A 20,144-nucleotide genomic window follows, 5' to 3' on the forward strand; every position below is an offset into this window, starting at 1 on the left:
AAAGAGTAAATAACACCTATGAAAGCCTTTATTCACAATTTACAACAGCAAAATAAAGCGTGGCCAATGGATTTTTGGCTATTAGGTTTTGTCGTAATATTGGCAGTAACGGGTCTAACCATGGTGGCCTCTAGCTCGGTAGCGATAAGTCAAACGCGCTTTGGAAACCCAGATCACTATTTTATAAGACAGCTGATGTCTATGGGTTTAGGTGCGGTAGCCGCATATATCTTTTTTCAAATTCCACTGGCTTTTTGGGAGAAACATCGCGGTAAAATCTTTTTGCTTGCCATTTTTTTACTGGTAGCGGTTTTATTAGTTGGACGTGAAATCAACGGGAGTAAACGTTGGTTACCACTTGTCTTTATGAACTTTCAGCCATCTGAATTTATGAAATTGGCCATCGTGCTTTTTATGGCTGGTTACTTAGATCGTCACTCTTCAGCAGTTAAAGAAGAGTTTAGTGCGGTTATTCGTTTAGCTTTGCCATTTGGTTTAATGGCCATATTACTGTTAATGGAGCCTGATTACGGAAGCACCTTTGTAATTGCGGTCATTATTACGGGTATGTTGTTAATTGCAGGTGCTCCGTGGCGTTATTTTGTGCTAACGGTTTTACCTATGGTTACTATCTTAGTCGCTTTGGTTGTCACCTCCAAATACCGAATGGCCAGGGTAAGTAGCTTTTTGGATCCCTGGCAAGATCCATTTGGAGCAGGTTATCAATTAACTCAAGCCTTAATTGCTTCTGGTAGTGGCGAATGGTTTGGTGCCGGACTTGGAGCCAGCGTGCAAAAACTGCTTTATTTACCTGATGCACATACGGATTTTTTGTTTTCTATTTTTGCTGAAGAATTTGGTTTTGTTGGCGTGATATTTTTGGTAATACTGTATTTAAGTATTTTATATCGCTTATTCCGAATTGGTCGAAAAGGCATTGAAGCCAACCATTTCTTTGGCGGTATGGTGGCTTATGGTATTGGGATTTGGATTATTTTGCAGGCTGGCATCAATATGGGGGTTAATCTTGGGGCCTTTCCAACCAAAGGTTTAACCTTACCTTTTATGAGTTATGGTGGCAGTAGTGTGTTGTTGCTTAGTATCGCTTTGGCAGTGGTGTTTAGAGTAGATTATGAAACGCGTTATCATCCAAGAGAGCCAAAAGAAGAGGTTGAAGATGAAAATGAAACCGAACAGCCAAAACAGAACCATCGTAAAAGCAGACGCAAAGTCTCACCATCACGCGGTATAGCAGGTAGTTAAGTTTAGGCTTAATCATTTGCTGAACGACATGACGTTAAAGTGAAATCAAAACATGCATCAAAATATGTGTTATTCAGTCTTTATAAATTCAAATTTGAGTTAGCAACGGTAAACTTAAATTGAGCAGATTTTAATCCATTAAATTCCTTAAATTTCATCTCAAAATATTAATAGAAGATGTATATGACAAAAACAAAAAAAGTATTAATTATGGCAGGCGGTACTGGCGGACATGTTTTTCCAGGTATTGCTCTGGCACAAGCTCTACAAGAAAAAAATATTGAGGTCGTTTGGTTAGGAACAGAAGGTGGAATGGAAGCCACCTGGGTTAACAATGCCCAAATACCTTTATTTACTATTTCAATTAAAGGACTAAGAGGCAATGGCTTAATAGGCTGGTTAAAGGCTCCTATTAATGTTACCAAGGCTTGGCTACAAGCAAAATCATTGATAAAAAACATTCAGCCAGACTTAGTGTTAGGTATGGGTGGTTTTGTCTGTGGGCCAGGAGGCATGGCAGCTAAATGGTTAGGTATTCCTCTAGTGATTCACGAGCAAAATGCCATTCCTGGATTAACCAATAAGTTATTGGCCCCATTTGCCAAATTAGTCATTACCGCGTTTCCACAAAAAAAAATAACAGGTAAAAAGGTTATTAATATTGGTAACCCTGTTAGAGCGGGCCTAGAAGAGATTGACGTGGTAGAGAATACACAGCCATGCCACTTGTTGGTTTTAGGTGGTAGCCGTGGGGCTTTAGCTTTAAATGTAACTTTGCCTAAAGCTTTGGCTTTAATGGATGAATCAATTCGCCCAGTAGTTAAACACCAAACGGGTGAAAAGACTTTGCAACAAGCTAAACAAGCTTATGCCGATGCTGGGGTGCAAGCGGATGTTGTACCGTTTATAGATAATATGCTATTGGCTTATGCCAGTGCTGATATGCTGTTATGCCGTTCAGGTGCTTTAACAGTGAGTGAATTAATGGCCTCAGCAAGACCCGCGATTATGGTGCCATACCCCCATGCAGTAGATGACCATCAAACCGCAAATGCTCAAGCGCTGGTTGATCTTGATGGTGGTGAAATCATTCAGCAAAATCAGCTAACGCCAGAGGTTTTGGCCGCGGCATTAACTATTTGGTGTGAACAGCCGGAAAAACGGGTTGCTGCCTCAATGAATATTCGTTATCAAGCAAAGACTCAAGCAACAGAAAAGATTGTTGAGCAATTACTTAATATTTTGAGTTAAGCAATAATTCAAACAATAAGTTAATTAGTTAGTTGATTAAGTTAGTAAGCAATTAATTATTTAAATAATAAGTTAAATACACACAAAATAAAGCGTCGTTAGAAAACGAACAGGGCTAAAGAAATGAAAGGTTTAAAGAATAAACGTATTTTAATTACAGGAGCATCAAGCGGAATAGGGGCTGGAATGGCAAAAGTTTTGGCTCGTGAAGGTTGCCAGTTAGTATTACATTACAACCGTAATGTGTCTGGTATTCAAAATACCTTGCAAGAAGTTAAACAGCTTGGAGCCAAAGCCAAATTATTAAAATGCGACTTTAAAAAGCTCTCTAATTTGCCCGACTTTTTTAACCAGGCCTGGTCATTTTATGGTGGTTTAGATGGTTTGGTTAATAATGCAGGTATTGTCACCAAAAGTACGTCTTTAAATGACCCGCTAGGTGAACAATTTGCCGAGACGTTAACCGTTAATTTACAAGCACCGTATCAGTTAAGTACCGCTTTTGCCAAAGCTTGTATTGAAGCAAAACAGCCAGGTATTATTGTTAATAACAGCAGTATTCATGGTCAAGCAACCTGTGAATGGTTTTCTGCTTATTCGGCTTCAAAAATGGGGTTGGATGCAATTACTAAAGTTCAGGCTGTTGAGTGGGGCAAACACGGAATTCGTGTTAATGGTTTAGCTCCAGGTGTCGTGCCGGTTGAACGTACCAATAAAATTTTGCACGAACCTTCTATGGCAAAAAAATGGTGTGACCAAATGCCGGCTGGTCGTTATGGAACAGTTGAAGATATGGGCGAAGCAACCGCTTTTCTATTGTCTGACTCGGCTAAATGGATGACAGGCTCAATTTTAACGATAGACGGCGGCTTAATTGCCCGTGGAAACTACCCTGTTCGTTAAACTCACTTTACATTAACGCCTCTACTAGTAACGCAACTCTAGGCCACATTTTTGGCCTAATCATATCAAGCTTTCTATTAATGATTTCTAAATGCTAAGTATTAAAATTTTCGAATTCACTTCCTTTTTCTGGCACTTAATTTGCTAGCAAACTTCATTATGTGTCAATTAATTGAAGAGACTGTATGAAAAATTGGTTAAAAAAACTCACCATTAAGCAAAAAATGCGTTTTGGGTTCGGAGTGATTTGGGCAGTATTAGCCATTATTACCATTCAAGCGGCGGTAAATTTGGCCGTTGTACGATCAAATATGTCTGATGTGGTTGAAAAACAGCAACCTGTTGCCATAGACGCGATTGAATCAGCCTTTTTACTAGAAAAAAGTATGAACTCTTTGAGTATGTATATTCTTATGAACGATGAAAGCGTACTTAAACAGTATGAGGCTGGCATTGATTCTGTTAAGAAAAACATAGCTAAGGCACAAGATACTTTGAATCAAAATAGCCTAGAGCAAAGTGCATTAACTCAAAAATATAAGCAGTTAGATCAACACCTTTTACAGCTAAATCAATTGGTAAAAGAGGTCAAAAAATTTCAAAATAATCGTGCGGAAAAATTTCCTGCTTTTAAATATGTAAACGAAAATATGCTATCGATTGCTAATCAAGTTCAGCAAATCGTTTCTACCATGATTAGCTCTGAACTGTCTGAACTTTCACCAAAGCGTGAAAGTGTGGTGAGTGATTTACTTGAACTTCAAAAAAGTTGGCTAAACGTCACCAGTAGTTTACGCGGTTATATCGGCTTTAGAAGTCAGACCATGTCTGATGCGACCGATAACTATTTAGATGTTTTTGAAACGGTTATGCATAAATTAGCTAAACAAAGAAAGGTAGAGCTCACCATTGAAGAGGAAGATGGTTTAAGTAATCTTGCTGGTTTATATGAAACCTATCGCGAGCATTTTATGGTGGTTAAAGGCATTCATGGCGGTGATAAGTGGCGTATGGATGTTTGGTTTATGAATAATAAAATTAGACCAGTGTTTAGTGAGCTTGATAAAGAGTTAATGTCTATTTCTAAGTTGGCCGTGAGTGAGGTAAAAACAACCAGTCAAAACGTGCTGCAAATGAGTCTAAATAACATTATTTTATTAATTGTGTTATCTGTGATTGGTCAGCTTGCAGGTATGATTATTTCAAGTCGAGTTACTCATTCTGTGGTCTCACCTATTCAAGAAATATCAGCTGCTATGAAAGATATTTCAGAAGGAGAGGGTGATTTAACCCGTCGTTTGCCGGTTAATAGCATAGATGAAGTTGGGCAACTCGCTCAACACTTCAATGCTTTTGTTGAAAAAATACACCAAATGTTATCTGAGGTTTCTTCAACTATTCATGAATTAGAAGTCTCTTCAGGTGAGCTTCTTAAAATTACTAACCAGGCTAAAACGGGGGCTCAGCAACAGCTTTCAGCTAGTGGTGGTTTATCGGCTTCTATGATTGAGATGACTGAGAAGTCTAAAAGTGTTGAAGATCATTCGCAAAACACTTCTAGAGCCACTAACGAAGCGGCAGAACGCATTAAAAAAAGCGGTGATATGGTGTTGAGTAGCGCTGATCAAATTCAACAACTTTCAAATGGTATGGAGGAGATGACTTCTTCGGTAAGATTGTTAAGAGAGGACAGTGAATCAATTGGTACTGTGGTGAATGTGATTAGAGAGATTGCAGAACAGACTAATTTGCTCTCTTTAAATGCGGCTATTGAAGCGGCACGTGCAGGAGAGCATGGTCGTGGTTTTGCCGTGGTTGCCGATGAGGTTAGAGGATTAGCACAACGTACTCAAGAGTCGACTAGTCAGATTGAGAAGATTATTGAAAAAATTCGCAATGCAACACTTACTACCGCTGATGTAGTTGAGGCAGGGCAAGAAGCTACCAAGGCCAGTTGTGACACTATCTCTAAAACGAAAGATGCCTTACAGCCAGTTGTTATTTTAATGGATGATATTAATAAAATGAGTCAACAGATGTCTAATGCGGCTCATTCACAAAGTGTCTTAGCGCAAGAGATTAATCAAAACATTAGTCAAATTCACGATGTTACCGAGATGGTGGCAAATGGCTCTAATAGTACTGAACAGGCGGGTAATAATCTGCAAGTTTTGGCCGATAAACTTGAACGTTTAGTGCATCAATTTAAAATTTAATTTTTAAGTTTTTAAATTAAATCGCCTTTATTAAAACGACCAACTGAGGTCGTTTTTTTATATCTCTCATTTAGTCGCGTTTAGTTGTAGATTTGTAATCATAATTATTTTTAGAAACTATATAATGCAAAGTAGATTTTTACCTGCCACTGATTAAAGTGGCTTTTTAATATACTTTAATTTGAGTTTAGATTTGTCTTATGTGGTCTTATCCCAGTATTAACCCTGTTGCCCTAGATTTAGGTTTTTTACAAGTACATTGGTATGGCTTAATGTATTTATTGGCTTTTACTTTGGGCTGGTTTTACGGAACTTACAGAGCAAAGTTTATTGAACCTTGGAACACAGAAATGGTGGGAGATTTACTGTTTTATGTGGCGATGGGTGTCATTTTAGGCGGTAGGATTGGCTATATTCTGTTTTATGATTTAAGTCATTACATAGCTGAGCCAACAGATATTTTTAAAGTTTGGCATGGCGGTATGTCTTTTCATGGTGGGCTTTTAGGTGTCACCATTGCCATGCTGTTTTTTGCTAAAAAGACCAAACAGTCGCTCTTTCAAGTAGCCGACTTTGTTGCCCCTTTAGTGCCAATCGGACTATTTACAGGGCGTATCGGCAACTTTATTAACGGTGAATTATGGGGTAAAACAACAGATTCGCCTTTGGGTATGTGGGTGTATGATCCGGTTATACAGCAAACGGTGCAAAAATATCCAACACAATTATTAGAAGCCTTACTTGAAGGTGTTGTACTGTTTATTTTGCTAGCATGGTATGCCAGAAAACCAAGAACACCAGGTTCAGTAGCAGGGCTGTTTTTAATTGGTTATGGTGTGTTTAGATTCACCGTTGAATTCTGGCGAGTTCCTGATGCTCAGCTTGGTTATTTACTATGGGGCTGGGTGACAATGGGGCAGATACTCTCTTTGCCGATGATTATTATTGGTTTATTGCTAATGGCTTATAAAGCTAGAAGTGAGAAAGTAAAAACAGCAAAGTAAAGATATCAAAGTAAAAGCAGACATTCGTAACAGCCAATTAAAACAACAGTGCTACAACAGTAGATTATGGCGGTTATAAATTTACCAGGCCTGGTAAAATAGCAAACGATGTTAAAGCATGATTAATCTTGATTAAATGAACAGGCCATTTTGAAAACAAAGCGTATCCATTATGAAACAGTATTTAGATTTATTAACTCACATTTTAGAAAACGGCACCGATAAGGGTGATAGAACAGGTACAGGAACACGATCTGTTTTTGGTTATCAAATGCGATTTGATTTACAAAAAGGGTTTCCATTAGTCACGACTAAAAAGCTACATATCCGCTCTATTGTGCATGAGCTGTTATGGTTTTTAACGGGCGATACCAATATTAAATACTTAAAAGATAACGGCGTACGTATTTGGGATGAGTGGGCAACTGAATCCGGTGATTTAGGGCCTTTATATGGCAAGCAGTGGGTGGCTTGGCAAAAACCCAATGGTGAGACCATTAACCAAATCGCTGAAGTGGTTGAAACCCTAAAAAACAATCCAAATAGTCGCCGTATGATTGTTACTGCTTGGAATCCAGCGGATTTACCTGATGAATCTATTAGCCCTCAAGAAAATGTTGAAAATGGGCAGATGGCCTTAGCAACATGTCACGCGTTCTTTCAGTTTTATGTGGCAAACGGTAAGCTCTCTTGCCAGCTATACCAACGCAGTGCTGACACTTTTTTGGGCGTTCCCTTTAACATTGCTAGTTATGCATTGTTGATGCATATGATGGCACAGCAAACAGGTTTAGAAGTAGGCGATTTTGTTTGGACTGGCGGCGATGTTCATCTATATAACAACACGATTGAACAAGCCAAAGAGCAACTCAGTCGTGAGCCTTTTCCTCTGCCAAAGCTGGTGATTAAACGTAAGCCTGCGAGCATCTTTGATTACCAGTTTGAAGACTTTGAAATTGTGGATTATGAATCTCACCCACACATTAAAGCAACGGTGTCTGTATGAAAATTGCCATGATTGCCGCAATGGCAAATAACCGAGTGATTGGTTTAGATAACGATATGCCTTGGCATTTGCCAGATGATTTAAAGTTTTTTAAAGCGATGACCACTGGTAAACCAGTGATTATGGGAAGAAAAACCTTTGAATCGATTGGCTCAAAACCGTTACCGAATCGCGAAAATTATGTCATTAGTCGACAAATGAATTTTGCAGCAAACGGAGCAAAACTATTCAGTTCTCTTGAAGGTGCATTAGCTGAACTTGCCGATTTAGGTGAAGCCGAAGAAGTAATTATTATGGGCGGTGGGCAGCTATATTCAAAAATGCTTCCACAAGCTGATAAGCTCTATTTAACGCTGATAGATGCGGATATAAATGGCGATACCTTTTTTCCAGACTGGACACAATTTACCTGGAATGAAATTGCTAGAGAACAACATGCAAAAGATGATCGCCACGCTTACGCATTTGATTTTGTTACCTTAGAAAGAGCCTAAGATTGCTTGTTATTGATTAGGCTGTGGTTTCAATAGCAGTAATACAAAAATTATGGTGGCGGTTGTTACAATACTTGGGCCGGTTGGTAGATCTACTTGATAAGAAAGTAGCAGGCCTGTCAAAATCGATAAGCAACCAATTAAAATACTGTAAATCAGCATCTGTTCTGGAGAGCTAGATAAACGTCTTGCCGCTGCAGCAGGAATAATCAATAACGAAGTCACCAATAATACCCCTACGATTTTCATCGATAATGCAATCATAAACGCAAGCAATAACACAAACAGTAATTGCACTCGTTTTATGTTTACCCCTTCCACTTGAGCCAGTTCTGGATTGAGGGTGACATTTAATAACGACTGCCAGTGTTGGGCGTAAAATAGCAAGATCAATACGCTGGTTAATAAAATCAAACCTAAATCGACCTCGTTAATACTCAAAATATCTCCAAATAGATAGGACATTAAATCTACTTGGATATTGTCTTGCAGGCTAATTAAAATCAGACCAAAAGCCAAGCTGCTGTGAGCTAAAATGCCTAATAAAGTGTCAGATGAGAGCTGTTTAAAGTGGCTTAGCCAAAAAATCATTGCCGCCACGAGCATAGAGACAATAATCACACTTAAGGTTAGATCCAATTGTAAAAATAGCCCAATACTAATTCCTAAAAGAGCCGAGTGAGCTAAGGTCGCTCCAAAATAAGATTGGCGTTGCCAAACCATAAAGACCCCAAGTGGGGCTGAGATAATGGCAAGCCCAATACCGCCAATTAAGGCGAAAAGCATAAAGTCAGGTAGCCAGGCCATTATGATGTTTTTCCGTGATTGATTGTTGATGTGTGCGAGTGTTCATGTTCGTGATTGTGGTCGTCGCTATTATGGTGTAAGCCGTGAGTGTGTTCACACACGTCATTATTGTGATGATGCTCATAAAATGCCAAACTTTCTGATAAATCACCAAACAGTGCTTTAAATTCGGATGATTTACTGACACTTTGTGGATGCCCAGTGCAACACATATGTTGATTTAAGCAGAGTACTTCGTCGGTGTGTTTCATTACAATATGTAAATCATGGCTTACCATCAAAATACCACAACCGTACTCATGTCTAATTTTATTGATGTAGTCGTAAATTTCAGTTTGGCCTTGTAAGTCAACCCCTTGAACAGGTTCGTCTAGTACCAGCAAATTGGGTTTACGTATAAGTGCACGGGCTAAAAGAATACGTTGCATTTCGCCGCCAGAGACTTTTTGTATAGGTTGTTTGAGTAGTTCTGTAATATCAAGATCATCGGTCGTTTTATTTATCAATGTGTTAAAATATTCTGCCTTTGATTGTCCGCCAAATAGTTTTTGAAATACATTTTGGTTGGGTAAACCTAGTTGCAAAAAGCGTTCTACTGTCATAGGCAAGGTTGGATCAATTTGAATTTTTTGTGGCATAAAACCAATATGTAAATTCTTTTGACGAGTTACCGAGCCTTGAGTTGGTTCAATTAGACCTAACAAAATTTTAAGTAAGGTTGATTTACCCGCTCCGTTTGGGCCGATTAAGGTCACTATTTGTTTAGGGTAAACTTGAAGCGATATCTGTTGCAGTACCTGAGTTGAGTTAAACTGGTGAGAGACCTTTTCTGCTTGAATCAGGGGTTGCTGGGTTTGTGAGAACTGCACGATGACAAGAGCCTTTTAATACAAAAAATACATTCAAACTTAGGTTGATTTATCGCCAGTAAAATAGGCAAAAGCAAGCTTAACTAAGCAAGGAATAAAAACATTGTGAATATTTTATCGAGTTTACAGCATAAAGTCCGAAAAGAATTAACGTTACACAAAAGCATTGTACTTGGTGGCTTGCTATTCGCCATGGTTTTTTCTTCAGCGGCGAACGCATTAAATATTACGGTTTCCATTCCGCCATTAGCGGGGATGATTAAACCTTTACTGTCTGATGATGATCATATTGAGGTTTTACTTAAACCCGGAGCAAGTCCACATGGTTTTCAGTTAAAGCCTTCTAATATTAAAACATTGAAAGAAAGTGATTTAGTGTTGTGGGTAGGTACTCCTGTTGACCATTGGATGAAAAAACCACTGCAAAATATTACGGTGCCAAAGCAGTCTTTGTTGAGTGTTCCTGATGTAGAGCAATTGGCTATAAGACAAGGTGGGTTGTGGGAGCGAAAAAAACACCATCATGACGAGGACGAGGATGAGCATGAACATGAACATGAACATGAACATGAATCGTCACACAATTCAGAAATGAGTCAAATGGATGGCCATATTTGGATGTCGTTCAATAACGCTCAAAGCTTCATTAAAGTGGTTTCTGACCAGCTGCAATTACTTAAACCTCAGCAAGCAAAGATTATTCAACAAAAAACTCAAGATTGGTTGTTGCAGTTAGCCATGGTTGATTTAAAAATACAAAGCCAATTAACGCCAGTTAAAGATGTGCCTTATATGGTATTGCACGATGCATTTCACTATTTTTCAAACCGATATAATTTAAATGGCATTGGTTCTATTCAGTTAAACCCAACGATTTCTCCAAGTTTAAAACGAGTGGCTGAGCTACGTGAAAAGATTAAACAAGGTGATGTCCGATGTGTCTTTAAAGAGCCACAGTTTCCAGCTAAACGAGTTTATGCCGTAACTAAAAATCTTAAAGTTAAAGTAGGTAGTTTAGACCCAATTGGCTTGGTTTCTAAAGAGTATCAGCAAAAAAATAGTGCGGATTATCTACCGTATGATGTTTTTTTGGAGCAGCTATCTAATCAGTTTTACGACTGTTTATCGCAAACTAAATAAACTGGTAAACATTAGGTGAGTAGCATTCAAAATCAAAACATTGTGTTATTAGGTTTGCCAGGTTCCGGAAAAAGCAAGGTTGCCCAGGCGTTACAGAACCAATTTGGTTGTAAAGTGTTGTTCAAAGAAGATGTAAAAGTTGAAAATAAACAGATTCAATTTACCAGGCCTGGTAGTTATGAATGGCATGATTTAGATTGTTTGCCTGACTTATTAACTCAAAATTTAGGCGGTATTGGTTTTTGTGATGTTCATGTCTATTGCATCATTGATATTAGGTCGGTTTTGCCAATGGAAACTTTGCTCTGGGCAAATAACATGTTGCAAAAAATGATAAATGTAGCTGATGGCATTGTCTTTAGTTTTTCTGAAAACAGCTCTTTAAATGACCAGGCTTGGTGGGGTAGCTGGATTAAAAAACAGACCGCCAATAGTCAAATACCGATTGTTCGAATGCTAAATCAAAATTTACCCAGTAACTTTAGTGGTTTTGAAAAGAGAGCAGTAGGGCAAGTTAATGTTGCTGATGATGTTACGGTTGATAATAAGGGGCTAGATAATTCAACAAATAATCAGTTAACAGAACAAAAAAATGAGTGTTTTGATTTTACTCTTGAACGAGTCATGCTTGACCATCTACTGATGGTTTTAGATAACGCACGGCAAAATCACGGCATAAATATTACCCGAGTAACGGGGGTATTAAATACCTTTGAGTATGCCAACTTAGTACAGATTGAAGGAACTCCATATCGTTGGGATACCTTTGCTGCAGATTCAGAAGAAAAAATTGGAACGCTTACAGTTTGCGGAACAGGACTTAACCAGGCCTGGTTAACCGAAATGATACAGGCCTGTAAGGTCTAATTAATTAAAGCTTAATCAATATAATCATTTGTTCTTACTTGTAAGACAAAACTAGTGTAAATACCCTGTAGTTACTGGTGAAGAGTTGAGCTTAGGGATAGACTTTTAGTTAATAACCCACTAAAATACTCAGATATTAAAATTAGGTGAATTAGAACAATGGCTAACGCAGCGAAAATAACCGAATTACAGCCTGAAACTAGGGTGGATGAAAGCGACTATGAAGAGATCAATGCTCTGCTTTCTAAAAATCAACACTACAAAGAAGGCTTTGTTACATCGACCAATGTTGAGACTTTTGCAAAAGGCTTAAACGAAGAGGTTGTGCGAGCTATTTCAGCGAAAAAGAATGAACCTGAATGGATGCTTGATTTTCGTTTAAAAGCTTTTGCACACTGGAAAACTTTAGAAGAGCCACATTGGGCTAAAGCAGAATATACTTCCTTAGACTATCAGGACTATAGTTATTATTCGGCTCCAGAATGTGGTTCATGTGCTGGTTCGTGCGACACAGATGGGCAGAGCAATGAAATCGATGCAGAAGTTGCTAAAGCCTTTGCAGAATTAGGTGTACCAATTACGGGTGACGATTCTAATGTTGCAGTAGATGCTATTTTTGATTCAATTTCAGTTTCTACCACTAAACGTGAAGATTTAGCCGAGCTTGGTATTATCTTTTGTTCATTCTCTGAGGCGGTTCACGACTACCCAGACTTGGTACAAAAGTATATTGGTTCGGTTGTACCGTATCACGATAATTTTTTTGCGGCCTTAAACTCAGCAGTCGCTTCTGATGGAACCTTTGTATACATTCCAGAGAACGTGCGTTGCCCAATTGATTTATCTACCTATTTCCGTATTAACGAAGCTAAAACGGGTCAGTTTGAACGTACTATCGTCGTTGCAGATAAAGGTAGTTATGTAAGTTATCTAGAGGGTTGTTCGGCTCCAGTAAGAGATACCTACCAACTGCACGCTGCAGTGGTTGAGGTTATTGTGCATGAAGATGCTGAGGTAAAATACTCAACCGTTCAAAACTGGTACCCAGGTGATGATGACTGCCAAGGTGGTATTTTAAACTTTGTAACCAAACGCGGAATCTGTGAAGGTAAAAACTCAAAGTTATCTTGGACTCAAGCAGAAACAGGTTCAGCCATTACTTGGAAGTATCCAAGCTGTATATTAAAAGGTGATAACTCAATTGGTGAGTTTTACTCTGTTGCTTTAACTAATCGTAGACAGCAGGCAGATACTGGTACCAAGATGATTCATATTGGTAAAAACACTCGCAGTACGATTATCTCAAAAGGGCTATCTGCTGGTAAGAGTGATAACACTTACCGTGGTTTGGTTAAAATTTTACCCAGTGCCGAAGGGGCGAGAAACTTTACCCAATGTGACTCAATGTTAATTGGTGATAAATGTGGTGCACATACTTTCCCTTACATTGAAGTAGAGAATCCAACAGCTCAAATTGAGCATGAGGCAACTACATCGCGTATTGGTGAAGATCAGTTGTTTTATTGCAAACAGCGTGGAATTAGCGAACAAGATGCTATCTCTATGATTGTAAATGGTTTCTGTAAAGAGGTATTTAGCGAATTACCACTTGAATTTGCTCAAGAAGCCGAAGAGTTATTAGCGATTAGTTTAGAAGGGTCTGTTGGATAATTTACATTATTCAATTAGATACATTATTGACAGAATTTATAAATCAAAAGTATTGATACCATGTTATTAAAAGTAGAAAACCTACAAGCAGAAATTGATGAAAAACAAATCCTAAAAGGGCTAAATATTGAAGTTAAGCCAGGAGAAGTACACGCCATTATGGGGCCAAACGGAGCAGGTAAAAGTACCTTAGCTAACGTGCTTTCAGGTCGTGATGATTATGAAGTTACAGGCGGTTCTATTGAGTTTGATGGCCAAGATTTACTTGAGTTAGACCCTGAAGAACGTGCTCGTAAAGGTGTTTTCTTGGCATTTCAATACCCTGTAGAAATTCCTGGTGTAAGTAATAAATTGTTTATGCAAACGGCATTAAATGCCATTCGTGAAGAGCGTGGCTTGCCTGCGTTAGATATGTTTGATTTTGATGAGTTTGCCAAGGCAAAAATTGAGCTGTTAGATATGCGTGCCGACTTACTTGAGCGTTCTGTTAACGTTGGCTTCTCAGGTGGTGAAAAGAAACGTAACGATATTTTTCAAATGGCTCTTCTAGAGCCAAAGCTATGTATTTTAGATGAAACCGATTCAGGTTTAGATATAGACGCTTTACGTGTGGTTGCTAATGGCGTCAATGCTCTGCGTTCTGAAGACAGAAGTTTTATTGTCGTAACTCACTACCAACGTCTGCTTGATTATATTAAGCCAGACCATGTGCATGTTTTATACGACGGTAAGATTGTAAAATCAGGTGGATTTGAATTAGTTCATGAGCTTGAAGAGAATGGTTACGATGACATCATTCAGCAAAATCAATAAAAACTAAGACAATAGCGGATATCTAAATGCAAAGAAAAATCTCTCCCGTAGCCCAAAAAGCGGTTGAGCATTATATCGCTCAGTCTGAGTTATTAAATGCCAATTGCCAGAGTGCTACTTTTCAAAAGATTCGTAAACAAGCTCAAGAACAAATCGCGTTGCAAGGGTTTCCCACTCAGCGTGATGAAGAGTGGCAATACACTCGTTTAACGACTTTTGTACAAAATCATTTTGCTATGCAAGCGGCAAGCTCTGTAACCCGTGAACAGTTAAGTGCTTTTAGACCAAATTTTGCAGTAACGATGATTGTTTTTGTGGATGGTTGGTTTAGCGATGCCTTGTCAGATAATTTATCGTCTTTACCTAACGGCGTGGTTTGCGAATCGTTTAGGGATATTGAAGAAATTTCTGGTAATCCAGCAAGCTTTTTTGAACATCAAGCCGATATCGATAAAGAGCCTTTTGGTCTTGTAAATAGCCTGCTGTTGGCAGATGGTTTTTATTTACAAGTTGCCGCTAATGCTTATATGGAAACTCCGTTTTTTGTCTTGCATATTCAAACGCGTGCTAACCAAATGAGTAATGTTCGCAATAGAATTGAGTTGGCTGAAAATGCAGAGTTGACTGTAATACAACGTTTTGTGAGTTTGCATGAACAAGATGAAACCGCTTGTACCAATGTGGTAACAGAGATTCACTTAGCTAACCAAGCTCGTTGTAAGCAAATTGTGATGCAAGAGCAGAGTGACCAGGCCTTCTATTTTAATAATCAATTTATCTATCAAGCTGATAATAGCAATTTTCATAGCTTTTATGGTGGTTTAGGTTCGCAATTGTCTCGCCATCAGAACCATGTTTGGATGAATGGTGAACACATTGAAAGTCAGCAAAATAGTGCCTGTTTAGCAAAAGACAAACAAGTGGTTGATTCTCGTACAAATACCAGACACAACGATGTTTGGGGTATCAGTCAACAGTTGCATAAATATGTTTTAGCCGATCATGCTATTGGGGTGTTTAACGGTATGATTCGAGTTGACCAAAAAGCTCAAAAAACAGACGGGCAAATGGATAACAAAAATCTTTTATTATCGGATTTTGCCAAAATGGATACCAAACCTCAGTTAGAGATTTATGCGGATGACGTTAAATGTTCGCATGGTTCAGCGTCTGGACAGATTGATAAAAATCAAATCTTCTATCTACAAGCACGCGGAATTCGCCGAGCAGATGCCATTAAAATGATTACTCACGCTTTTTTACTAGAGCCAGCTGAAGATATCAGTAATGCTAAGGTGCGTAACTGGGTAACAGATAGATTATCAGCAGGCCTGGTAAGAATTCACCAGTAGTTTTTTTGTTACTTTAATTCATTCACTTTAATTTATTTTCTTTATTTTTATTAAATTTATTCATTTGTTTCACTCTTTAAGTGATCAACTAACGGAATACGTATGTCAATAAACACAATCGACTTTGCAAAAGTTAGAGCACAGTTTCCTATTTTAAACGTAGTTGAAAATGGTCATCCTTTAGTTTATTTGGACAGTGGAGCGACATCGCAAAAACCATTAAGAGTGATTGAGGCATTAGATAAATATTATCGTGAAGAAAATGCCAATGTACATCGAGGTGTGTATGGCTTGAGTGAGCGTGCAACCGAGAAGTATGAAGGTGCACGTGAAACAATGAGAAAGTTTCTTAATGCCAAAAGCACCAAAGAAATCGTTTTTGTTCGCGGTACTACCGAAGCGATAAATCTTGTTGCTCAAAGCTGGGTGTTAGAAAACCTAAAAGAAGGCGATGAGGTGATTGTGACAGAAATGGAACATCACTCAAATATTGTGCCTTGGCAGTTGCTTAGAGATCGCATTGGAATTCGTTTGATTGTATTGCGAATGAACCAACGGGGCGAAGTTTGTATGAACGCTCTTAAAAGTTTGGTTTCAGAAAAAACCAAGCTGGTTTCTGTGACTCATATGTCAAACGCATTAGGTACAATTAACCCAGTAAAAGAGATGGCTGAAATCGCTCATTCGGTGGGTGCAAAAATTATGATTGATGGTGCACAGGCAACACCTCATATGAAAGTTGATGTACAAGATTTAGATTGTGATTTTTATGCTTTGTCTGGGCATAAAATGTACGGTCCAACCGGAATTGGGGTTTTGTATGCCAAAGAAGAGTTGCTAGAAATTATGCCTCCGTATCAAGGTGGAGGAGACATGATTTATTCTGTGACCTTTGATAAAACAGAATATAACGTGTTGCCTTATAAATTTGAAGCCGGAACACCACATATTTCTGGGGCAATTGGCCTTGCTGCTGCGGTAGATTTTTTGAATGAAGTTGGTTTAGACAATATTGCAAAATATGAAGCTGAGTTGCTTAAATATGCCACAGAAAAACTTTCAGAAATTGAAGGTTTACAGATTATCGGTCAAGCTGAACACAAGGGAGGCGTAGTCTCTTTTATCATTGATGGTGTGCATCCTCATGATATGGCAACTTTAATGGATCAAGATGGTATAGCGGTTAGAGCAAGTCACCACTGTGCTATGCCTGTTATGCAACACTTTAATGTACCCGCTACGATTCGTGCTTCATTTGGTGCTTATAATAATTTCGATGATATCGATCGTTTAGTTGCTTCTATTCTTGAAGCAAAAGAGATGCTAGTTTAGTTTTTTGTGACAAATCAAAAGTTACCAGGCCTGGTAACTTTTTAAAGTTTAACCTTTAATTATTTCTAGTTATTTTTCATATATTTTTAAATATTCTTTATAAATTCTATTCTGTTTTCAGTATATTGGTTTCTATGAAATCACAAAACCATCAACCTCTTAACTGGATTCGTATCGAGTTAATTCCTTTGCCGACCTTATCTGAACCTTATCCACAGTTGGTTTTTTGGTGGAATCCCGATAAAGGTTTGTTGGAAGGAGAAGTGGATTTAGTAGAAAAATTAATTCACCAGGCTATAGCTAAAGGGGTTGTCTCAACGGTATCAAATGGAACGGTTGAAATAACCAATCCATATCAAAAACCTACTGAGTTGGCGGCGATATTAGGGCGGTATTATTGGATGAACCCGCAACCTGTATCTAAACCTTTTGAAGATATAGATACAGAACAATTAAATATATTAGATTCCCCCTCAATTCAATAATGAAATTGAACTTTTTTGTATTATTTTAAAGTCTCATTTAAAGGTGTCTTTTAGTTTCAATAACTTAAGAAAATAGCTGTTTAATACTTAAAGTTCACGACGCATAAAACATCAATATTCATAATAGAAATTGGCGTGTTATTGGGAAAATCATTGTATGATATTGAACGAGACCTTTGCACGAGTGTATCTACGTTTAAAAATGGCTAAAATCCCACATCTTTCAGTCAAAAAATACGCCCAATAGCTAGCTATTATGTGTATTTTTTTACTAAAATCAGCGAAATTTTTTCACATTTTTAATTCGCAGCTCACTCGTACAATGGGCTCTGCACATATTTAAAATTTATTAATTGAAGTTGTCAGCACAATGAAAGAACAAGTTAAGCAGATTCATTTTGTCGGAATTGGTGGAGTAGGTATGGCAGGTATTGCTGAGGTTTGTCTTAACCTTGGTTATGTCGTATCAGGTTCGGATTTAAAGCATAATCCTACCGTTGCCCGATTGGAATCTTTGGGCGCCTTGATTCAATTAGGCCATGAAGCGAATCATGTTAAAAATACCGATGTGGTTGTGGTTTCAACTGCAATTGGGGCTGGCAACCCAGAAGTTGATTGGGCAAAGAGTACTCGAATTCCTGTCATTCCCCGTGCTGAAATGCTGGCGGAATTAATGAGAATGCGTTTTGGTATTGCGATTGCGGGTACTCATGGGAAAACCACAACAACCAGTCTTGCCGCAGCAGTATTAACCCAAGGCGGAATTGACCCAACTTTTGTGATTGGCGGTAAATTAAATCAAGTAGGTTCAAATGCCCGTTTGGGTTCTAGCCGTTATTTAGTTGCCGAGGCCGATGAGTCCGATGCCTCATTCTTACACCTTTCGCCAATGATGTCGGTGGTGACCAATATTGATGAAGATCACATGGAAACTTATCATGGCGATTATCAAAACTTAGAAAATACCTTTATTGAGTTTATTCATCGTTTGCCATTTTATGGCATGGCGATTATGTGCATCGATGACGAGAATATCCAAAAAATATTGCCTAAGCTGTCTCGTAAAATTAAGACTTATGGCTTTTCTGAAATTGCTGATGTTAGAGCTATTAATGTGAAAGCAAAGGGACTGCAAATGCAGTTTCAGGTTTTAGTTGGGCGAGAAATTAGTTTTGATGTGACTTTAAATACTCCGGGCAAACACAATGTGTTAAACGCACTTGCGGCGATTGCGATTGGTTTAGAGTTAGAAGTTTCGATTGATGCAATTCAGCAAGCATTAATAGAGTTTGGTGGTGTTGGGAGACGTTTTGAAGTTTATCCTGAACGAGTGATTGGTAATCATACTGTAACTTTAGTTGATGATTATGGACATCATCCAACAGAGTTAGAGGCGACAATTTCAACAGCCAAAGAGGCGTTTCCAGACAAGCGACTAGTTTTGGTTTTTCAACCTCATCGTTATACCAGAACCCGTGATTTGTTTGATGACTTTGTTCAAGCTTTAACGGGACCAGACCTGGTGGTGTTAATGGACGTTTATGCAGCAGGTGAGACGCCGTTGCCTATGTTTGACTCAAAAGCTTTGTTACAAGCTTTAAGAGTACGTGGTGGACATGGTTTTTACGCAGACAGTTTGGAACAGTTAGATGAAATTGCCAAAGATATTTTGCATGATGATGACGTATTATTAGTCATGGGTGCAGGTGACGTAGGTCAGGTGTCTAAGAATTGGCAAACAACTGAGGTGCAAGCATAATGGAATTTGGAAAAGTCGCCGTTTTAATGGGTGGAAAAGCAGCTGAGCGAGAGGTGTCTTTAAGAAGTGGTGCAGCCGTTACAGAAGCATTTTTAGCTCAAGGTATTGATGCCGTTTCAGAAGATGTAACTCAATTAGAAGATTTACAACGTATTGCCAAAGAATATGACCGAGCTTTTATTGCTTTGCATGGCCGTTGGGGTGAAGATGGTGTTGTTCAGGCAATTTTAGATGATTTAGGGTTGCCTTATACTGGCAGTGGAATGGCTTCTTCTGCTGTGGCAATGGATAAATTACGAACCAAATGGATGTGGATGGGAGCAGGTCTGCCAACGCCCGGTTTTATTTGGATATCTGACGTTATGCCATTAGATATTGATGAGTTTGATTTACCTTTTCCAGTCATCGTTAAACCATGTCATGAAGGCTCTAGCATTGGAATGCGTAAAGTTTATGACAAAGAGAGTTTGGTTGAAGCGGTTAATTACGCACGTGAATTTGACTCAGAAGTTTTGGTTGAGCAATGGATTACTGGGCGTGAATACACTGGAGCGATTTTAAACAATCAAGCGTTACCTTTGATTGAGTTAAAAACCTCACACGATTTTTACGACTTTGATGCTAAATATAAATCTAATGATACTCAGTATATATGCCCTTGTGATTTGGGAACTGAAACTGAATCAGAGATTCAAGAATTATTACTACAAGCCTTTCAGGTTTTAGGATCAAAAGGCTGGGGGCGAGTTGATTTGATGTTAGATGATGAAGGCCAAGCTTGGTTAATTGAATTAAACTCCGTTCCTGGAATGACGGATCACAGCCTTGTGCCAATGGCAGCAAAAGTTGCAGGTATCTCTTTTGAACAGTTAGTGGTTGATATTTTAAAAACCACCTTAGAAGAAGATTAAG

At 38.5% G+C, this 20,144-nt stretch carries 18 protein-coding genes; 16 read left to right on the forward strand and 2 right to left on the reverse strand.

The window, feature by feature from the left end:
• Window positions 1–18 precede the first annotated feature (18 nt).
• From ftsW to folA, 7 genes are all read left to right on the forward strand, one after another.
• Window positions 19–1,263, forward strand: a complete 1,245-nt coding sequence (gene ftsW / locus ACORJQ_RS05275) for a putative lipid II flippase FtsW (RefSeq protein ID WP_321326635.1) — start codon at window positions 19–21, stop codon at window positions 1,261–1,263.
• A gap of 183 nt (window positions 1,264–1,446) precedes the next feature.
• Window positions 1,447–2,514: an undecaprenyldiphospho-muramoylpentapeptide beta-N-acetylglucosaminyltransferase gene (gene murG / locus ACORJQ_RS05280; protein WP_321326636.1), complete on the forward strand. Its 1,068-nt coding sequence runs from the start codon at window positions 1,447–1,449 to the stop codon at window positions 2,512–2,514.
• Between the two features lie 123 nt (window positions 2,515–2,637).
• The gene (locus tag ACORJQ_RS05285; RefSeq protein ID WP_321326638.1) at window positions 2,638–3,417 is read left to right on the forward strand and encodes an SDR family NAD(P)-dependent oxidoreductase; all 780 of its coding nucleotides are present in this window, start codon (window positions 2,638–2,640) and stop codon (window positions 3,415–3,417) included.
• A gap of 185 nt (window positions 3,418–3,602) precedes the next feature.
• Complete coding sequence (locus ACORJQ_RS05290) at window positions 3,603–5,633, forward strand: methyl-accepting chemotaxis protein (RefSeq protein WP_321326640.1); 2,031 nt, start codon at window positions 3,603–3,605, stop codon at window positions 5,631–5,633.
• A 200-nt stretch (window positions 5,634–5,833) separates the two neighbouring features.
• Window positions 5,834–6,637 (forward strand): prolipoprotein diacylglyceryl transferase, encoded by an 804-nt coding sequence (gene lgt / locus ACORJQ_RS05295; protein ID WP_321326642.1) that lies wholly within the window; start codon window positions 5,834–5,836, stop codon window positions 6,635–6,637.
• Window positions 6,638–6,809: 172 nt separating this feature from the next.
• On the forward strand, window positions 6,810–7,643 hold the full coding sequence (locus tag ACORJQ_RS05300) for a thymidylate synthase (RefSeq protein ID WP_321326644.1): 834 nt from the start codon (window positions 6,810–6,812) through the stop codon (window positions 7,641–7,643).
• Window positions 7,640–8,137 (forward strand): type 3 dihydrofolate reductase, encoded by a 498-nt coding sequence (gene folA / locus ACORJQ_RS05305; protein WP_321326646.1) that lies wholly within the window; start codon window positions 7,640–7,642, stop codon window positions 8,135–8,137. Before ACORJQ_RS05300 ends, folA begins: the two co-directional genes overlap by 4 nt.
• A 9-nt stretch (window positions 8,138–8,146) precedes the next feature.
• On the opposite strand, the gene ACORJQ_RS05310 is transcribed toward folA, so the two are convergent.
• Together ACORJQ_RS05310 and ACORJQ_RS05315 are read right to left on the reverse strand one after the other, a co-directional pair.
• Complete coding sequence (locus ACORJQ_RS05310; RefSeq protein WP_321326648.1) at window positions 8,147–8,944, reverse strand: iron chelate uptake ABC transporter family permease subunit; 798 nt, start codon at window positions 8,942–8,944, stop codon at window positions 8,147–8,149.
• The gene (locus ACORJQ_RS05315; RefSeq protein WP_321326650.1) at window positions 8,944–9,813 is read right to left on the reverse strand and encodes an ATP-binding cassette domain-containing protein; all 870 of its coding nucleotides are present in this window, start codon (window positions 9,811–9,813) and stop codon (window positions 8,944–8,946) included. The genes ACORJQ_RS05310 and ACORJQ_RS05315 overlap by 1 nt, the downstream gene beginning before the upstream one ends.
• Before the next feature lie 105 nt (window positions 9,814–9,918).
• On the opposite strand from ACORJQ_RS05315, the gene ACORJQ_RS05320 reads away from it, so the two are divergent.
• The 9 genes from ACORJQ_RS05320 (at window position 9,919) to ACORJQ_RS05360 (ending at window position 20,143) form a co-directional block, all read left to right on the forward strand.
• Complete coding sequence (locus ACORJQ_RS05320; protein WP_321326652.1) at window positions 9,919–10,953, forward strand: zinc ABC transporter substrate-binding protein; 1,035 nt, start codon at window positions 9,919–9,921, stop codon at window positions 10,951–10,953.
• A gap of 15 nt (window positions 10,954–10,968) precedes the next feature.
• Window positions 10,969–11,820 (forward strand): hypothetical protein, encoded by an 852-nt coding sequence (locus tag ACORJQ_RS05325; RefSeq protein ID WP_321326654.1) that lies wholly within the window; start codon window positions 10,969–10,971, stop codon window positions 11,818–11,820.
• A gap of 159 nt (window positions 11,821–11,979) precedes the next feature.
• The gene (gene sufB, locus ACORJQ_RS05330) at window positions 11,980–13,491 is read left to right on the forward strand and encodes a Fe-S cluster assembly protein SufB (protein ID WP_321326655.1); all 1,512 of its coding nucleotides are present in this window, start codon (window positions 11,980–11,982) and stop codon (window positions 13,489–13,491) included.
• 60 nt (window positions 13,492–13,551) lie between these two features.
• Window positions 13,552–14,304, forward strand: coding sequence for a Fe-S cluster assembly ATPase SufC (sufC, locus tag ACORJQ_RS05335; protein WP_321326657.1), 753 nt, complete (start codon window positions 13,552–13,554; stop codon window positions 14,302–14,304).
• A gap of 26 nt (window positions 14,305–14,330) precedes the next feature.
• Window positions 14,331–15,656, forward strand: coding sequence for a Fe-S cluster assembly protein SufD (gene sufD, locus ACORJQ_RS05340; protein ID WP_321326659.1), 1,326 nt, complete (start codon window positions 14,331–14,333; stop codon window positions 15,654–15,656).
• Between the two features lie 102 nt (window positions 15,657–15,758).
• Window positions 15,759–16,988, forward strand: a complete 1,230-nt coding sequence (locus ACORJQ_RS05345) for an aminotransferase class V-fold PLP-dependent enzyme (protein ID WP_321326660.1) — start codon at window positions 15,759–15,761, stop codon at window positions 16,986–16,988.
• 134 nt (window positions 16,989–17,122) lie between these two features.
• Window positions 17,123–17,473 (forward strand): hypothetical protein, encoded by a 351-nt coding sequence (locus ACORJQ_RS05350; protein WP_321326663.1) that lies wholly within the window; start codon window positions 17,123–17,125, stop codon window positions 17,471–17,473.
• Window positions 17,474–17,843: 370 nt separating this feature from the next.
• Entirely contained in the window at window positions 17,844–19,232 is a 1,389-nt protein-coding gene (gene murC / locus ACORJQ_RS05355; RefSeq protein WP_321326665.1) for a UDP-N-acetylmuramate--L-alanine ligase, read from the forward strand.
• Entirely contained in the window at window positions 19,232–20,143 is a 912-nt protein-coding gene (locus ACORJQ_RS05360) for a D-alanine--D-alanine ligase (RefSeq protein WP_321326666.1), read from the forward strand. Before murC ends, ACORJQ_RS05360 begins: the two co-directional genes overlap by 1 nt.
• Window position 20,144 lies beyond the last annotated feature (1 nt).

This window comes from Thiomicrorhabdus sp., from assembly GCF_963662555.1.
In the GTDB taxonomy this organism is placed as follows: Bacteria; Pseudomonadota; Gammaproteobacteria; order Thiomicrospirales; family Thiomicrospiraceae; genus Thiomicrorhabdus.

Bases quoted from the DNA above. Each gene is read 5' to 3' on its own strand.
- ftsW (WP_321326635.1), top strand. From the start codon at position 19: ATGAAAGCCTTTATTCACAATTTACAACAGCAAAATAAAGCGTGGCCA.
- ACORJQ_RS05310 (WP_321326648.1), bottom strand. From the start codon at position 8,944: ATGGCCTGGCTACCTGACTTTATGCTTTTCGCCTTAATTGGCGGTATT.
- sufD (WP_321326659.1), top strand. From the start codon at position 14,331: ATGCAAAGAAAAATCTCTCCCGTAGCCCAAAAAGCGGTTGAGCATTAT.
- sufC (WP_321326657.1), top strand. From the start codon at position 13,552: ATGTTATTAAAAGTAGAAAACCTACAAGCAGAAATTGATGAAAAACAA.
- folA (WP_321326646.1), top strand. From the start codon at position 7,640: ATGAAAATTGCCATGATTGCCGCAATGGCAAATAACCGAGTGATTGGT.
- ACORJQ_RS05350 (WP_321326663.1), top strand. From the start codon at position 17,123: ATGAAATCACAAAACCATCAACCTCTTAACTGGATTCGTATCGAGTTA.
- ACORJQ_RS05285 (WP_321326638.1), top strand. From the start codon at position 2,638: ATGAAAGGTTTAAAGAATAAACGTATTTTAATTACAGGAGCATCAAGC.
- murC (WP_321326665.1), top strand. From the start codon at position 17,844: ATGAAAGAACAAGTTAAGCAGATTCATTTTGTCGGAATTGGTGGAGTA.
- ACORJQ_RS05300 (WP_321326644.1), top strand. From the start codon at position 6,810: ATGAAACAGTATTTAGATTTATTAACTCACATTTTAGAAAACGGCACC.
- ACORJQ_RS05345 (WP_321326660.1), top strand. From the start codon at position 15,759: ATGTCAATAAACACAATCGACTTTGCAAAAGTTAGAGCACAGTTTCCT.
- murG (WP_321326636.1), top strand. From the start codon at position 1,447: ATGACAAAAACAAAAAAAGTATTAATTATGGCAGGCGGTACTGGCGGA.
- ACORJQ_RS05290 (WP_321326640.1), top strand. From the start codon at position 3,603: ATGAAAAATTGGTTAAAAAAACTCACCATTAAGCAAAAAATGCGTTTT.
- ACORJQ_RS05360 (WP_321326666.1), top strand. From the start codon at position 19,232: ATGGAATTTGGAAAAGTCGCCGTTTTAATGGGTGGAAAAGCAGCTGAG.
- sufB (WP_321326655.1), top strand. From the start codon at position 11,980: ATGGCTAACGCAGCGAAAATAACCGAATTACAGCCTGAAACTAGGGTG.
- lgt (WP_321326642.1), top strand. From the start codon at position 5,834: ATGTGGTCTTATCCCAGTATTAACCCTGTTGCCCTAGATTTAGGTTTT.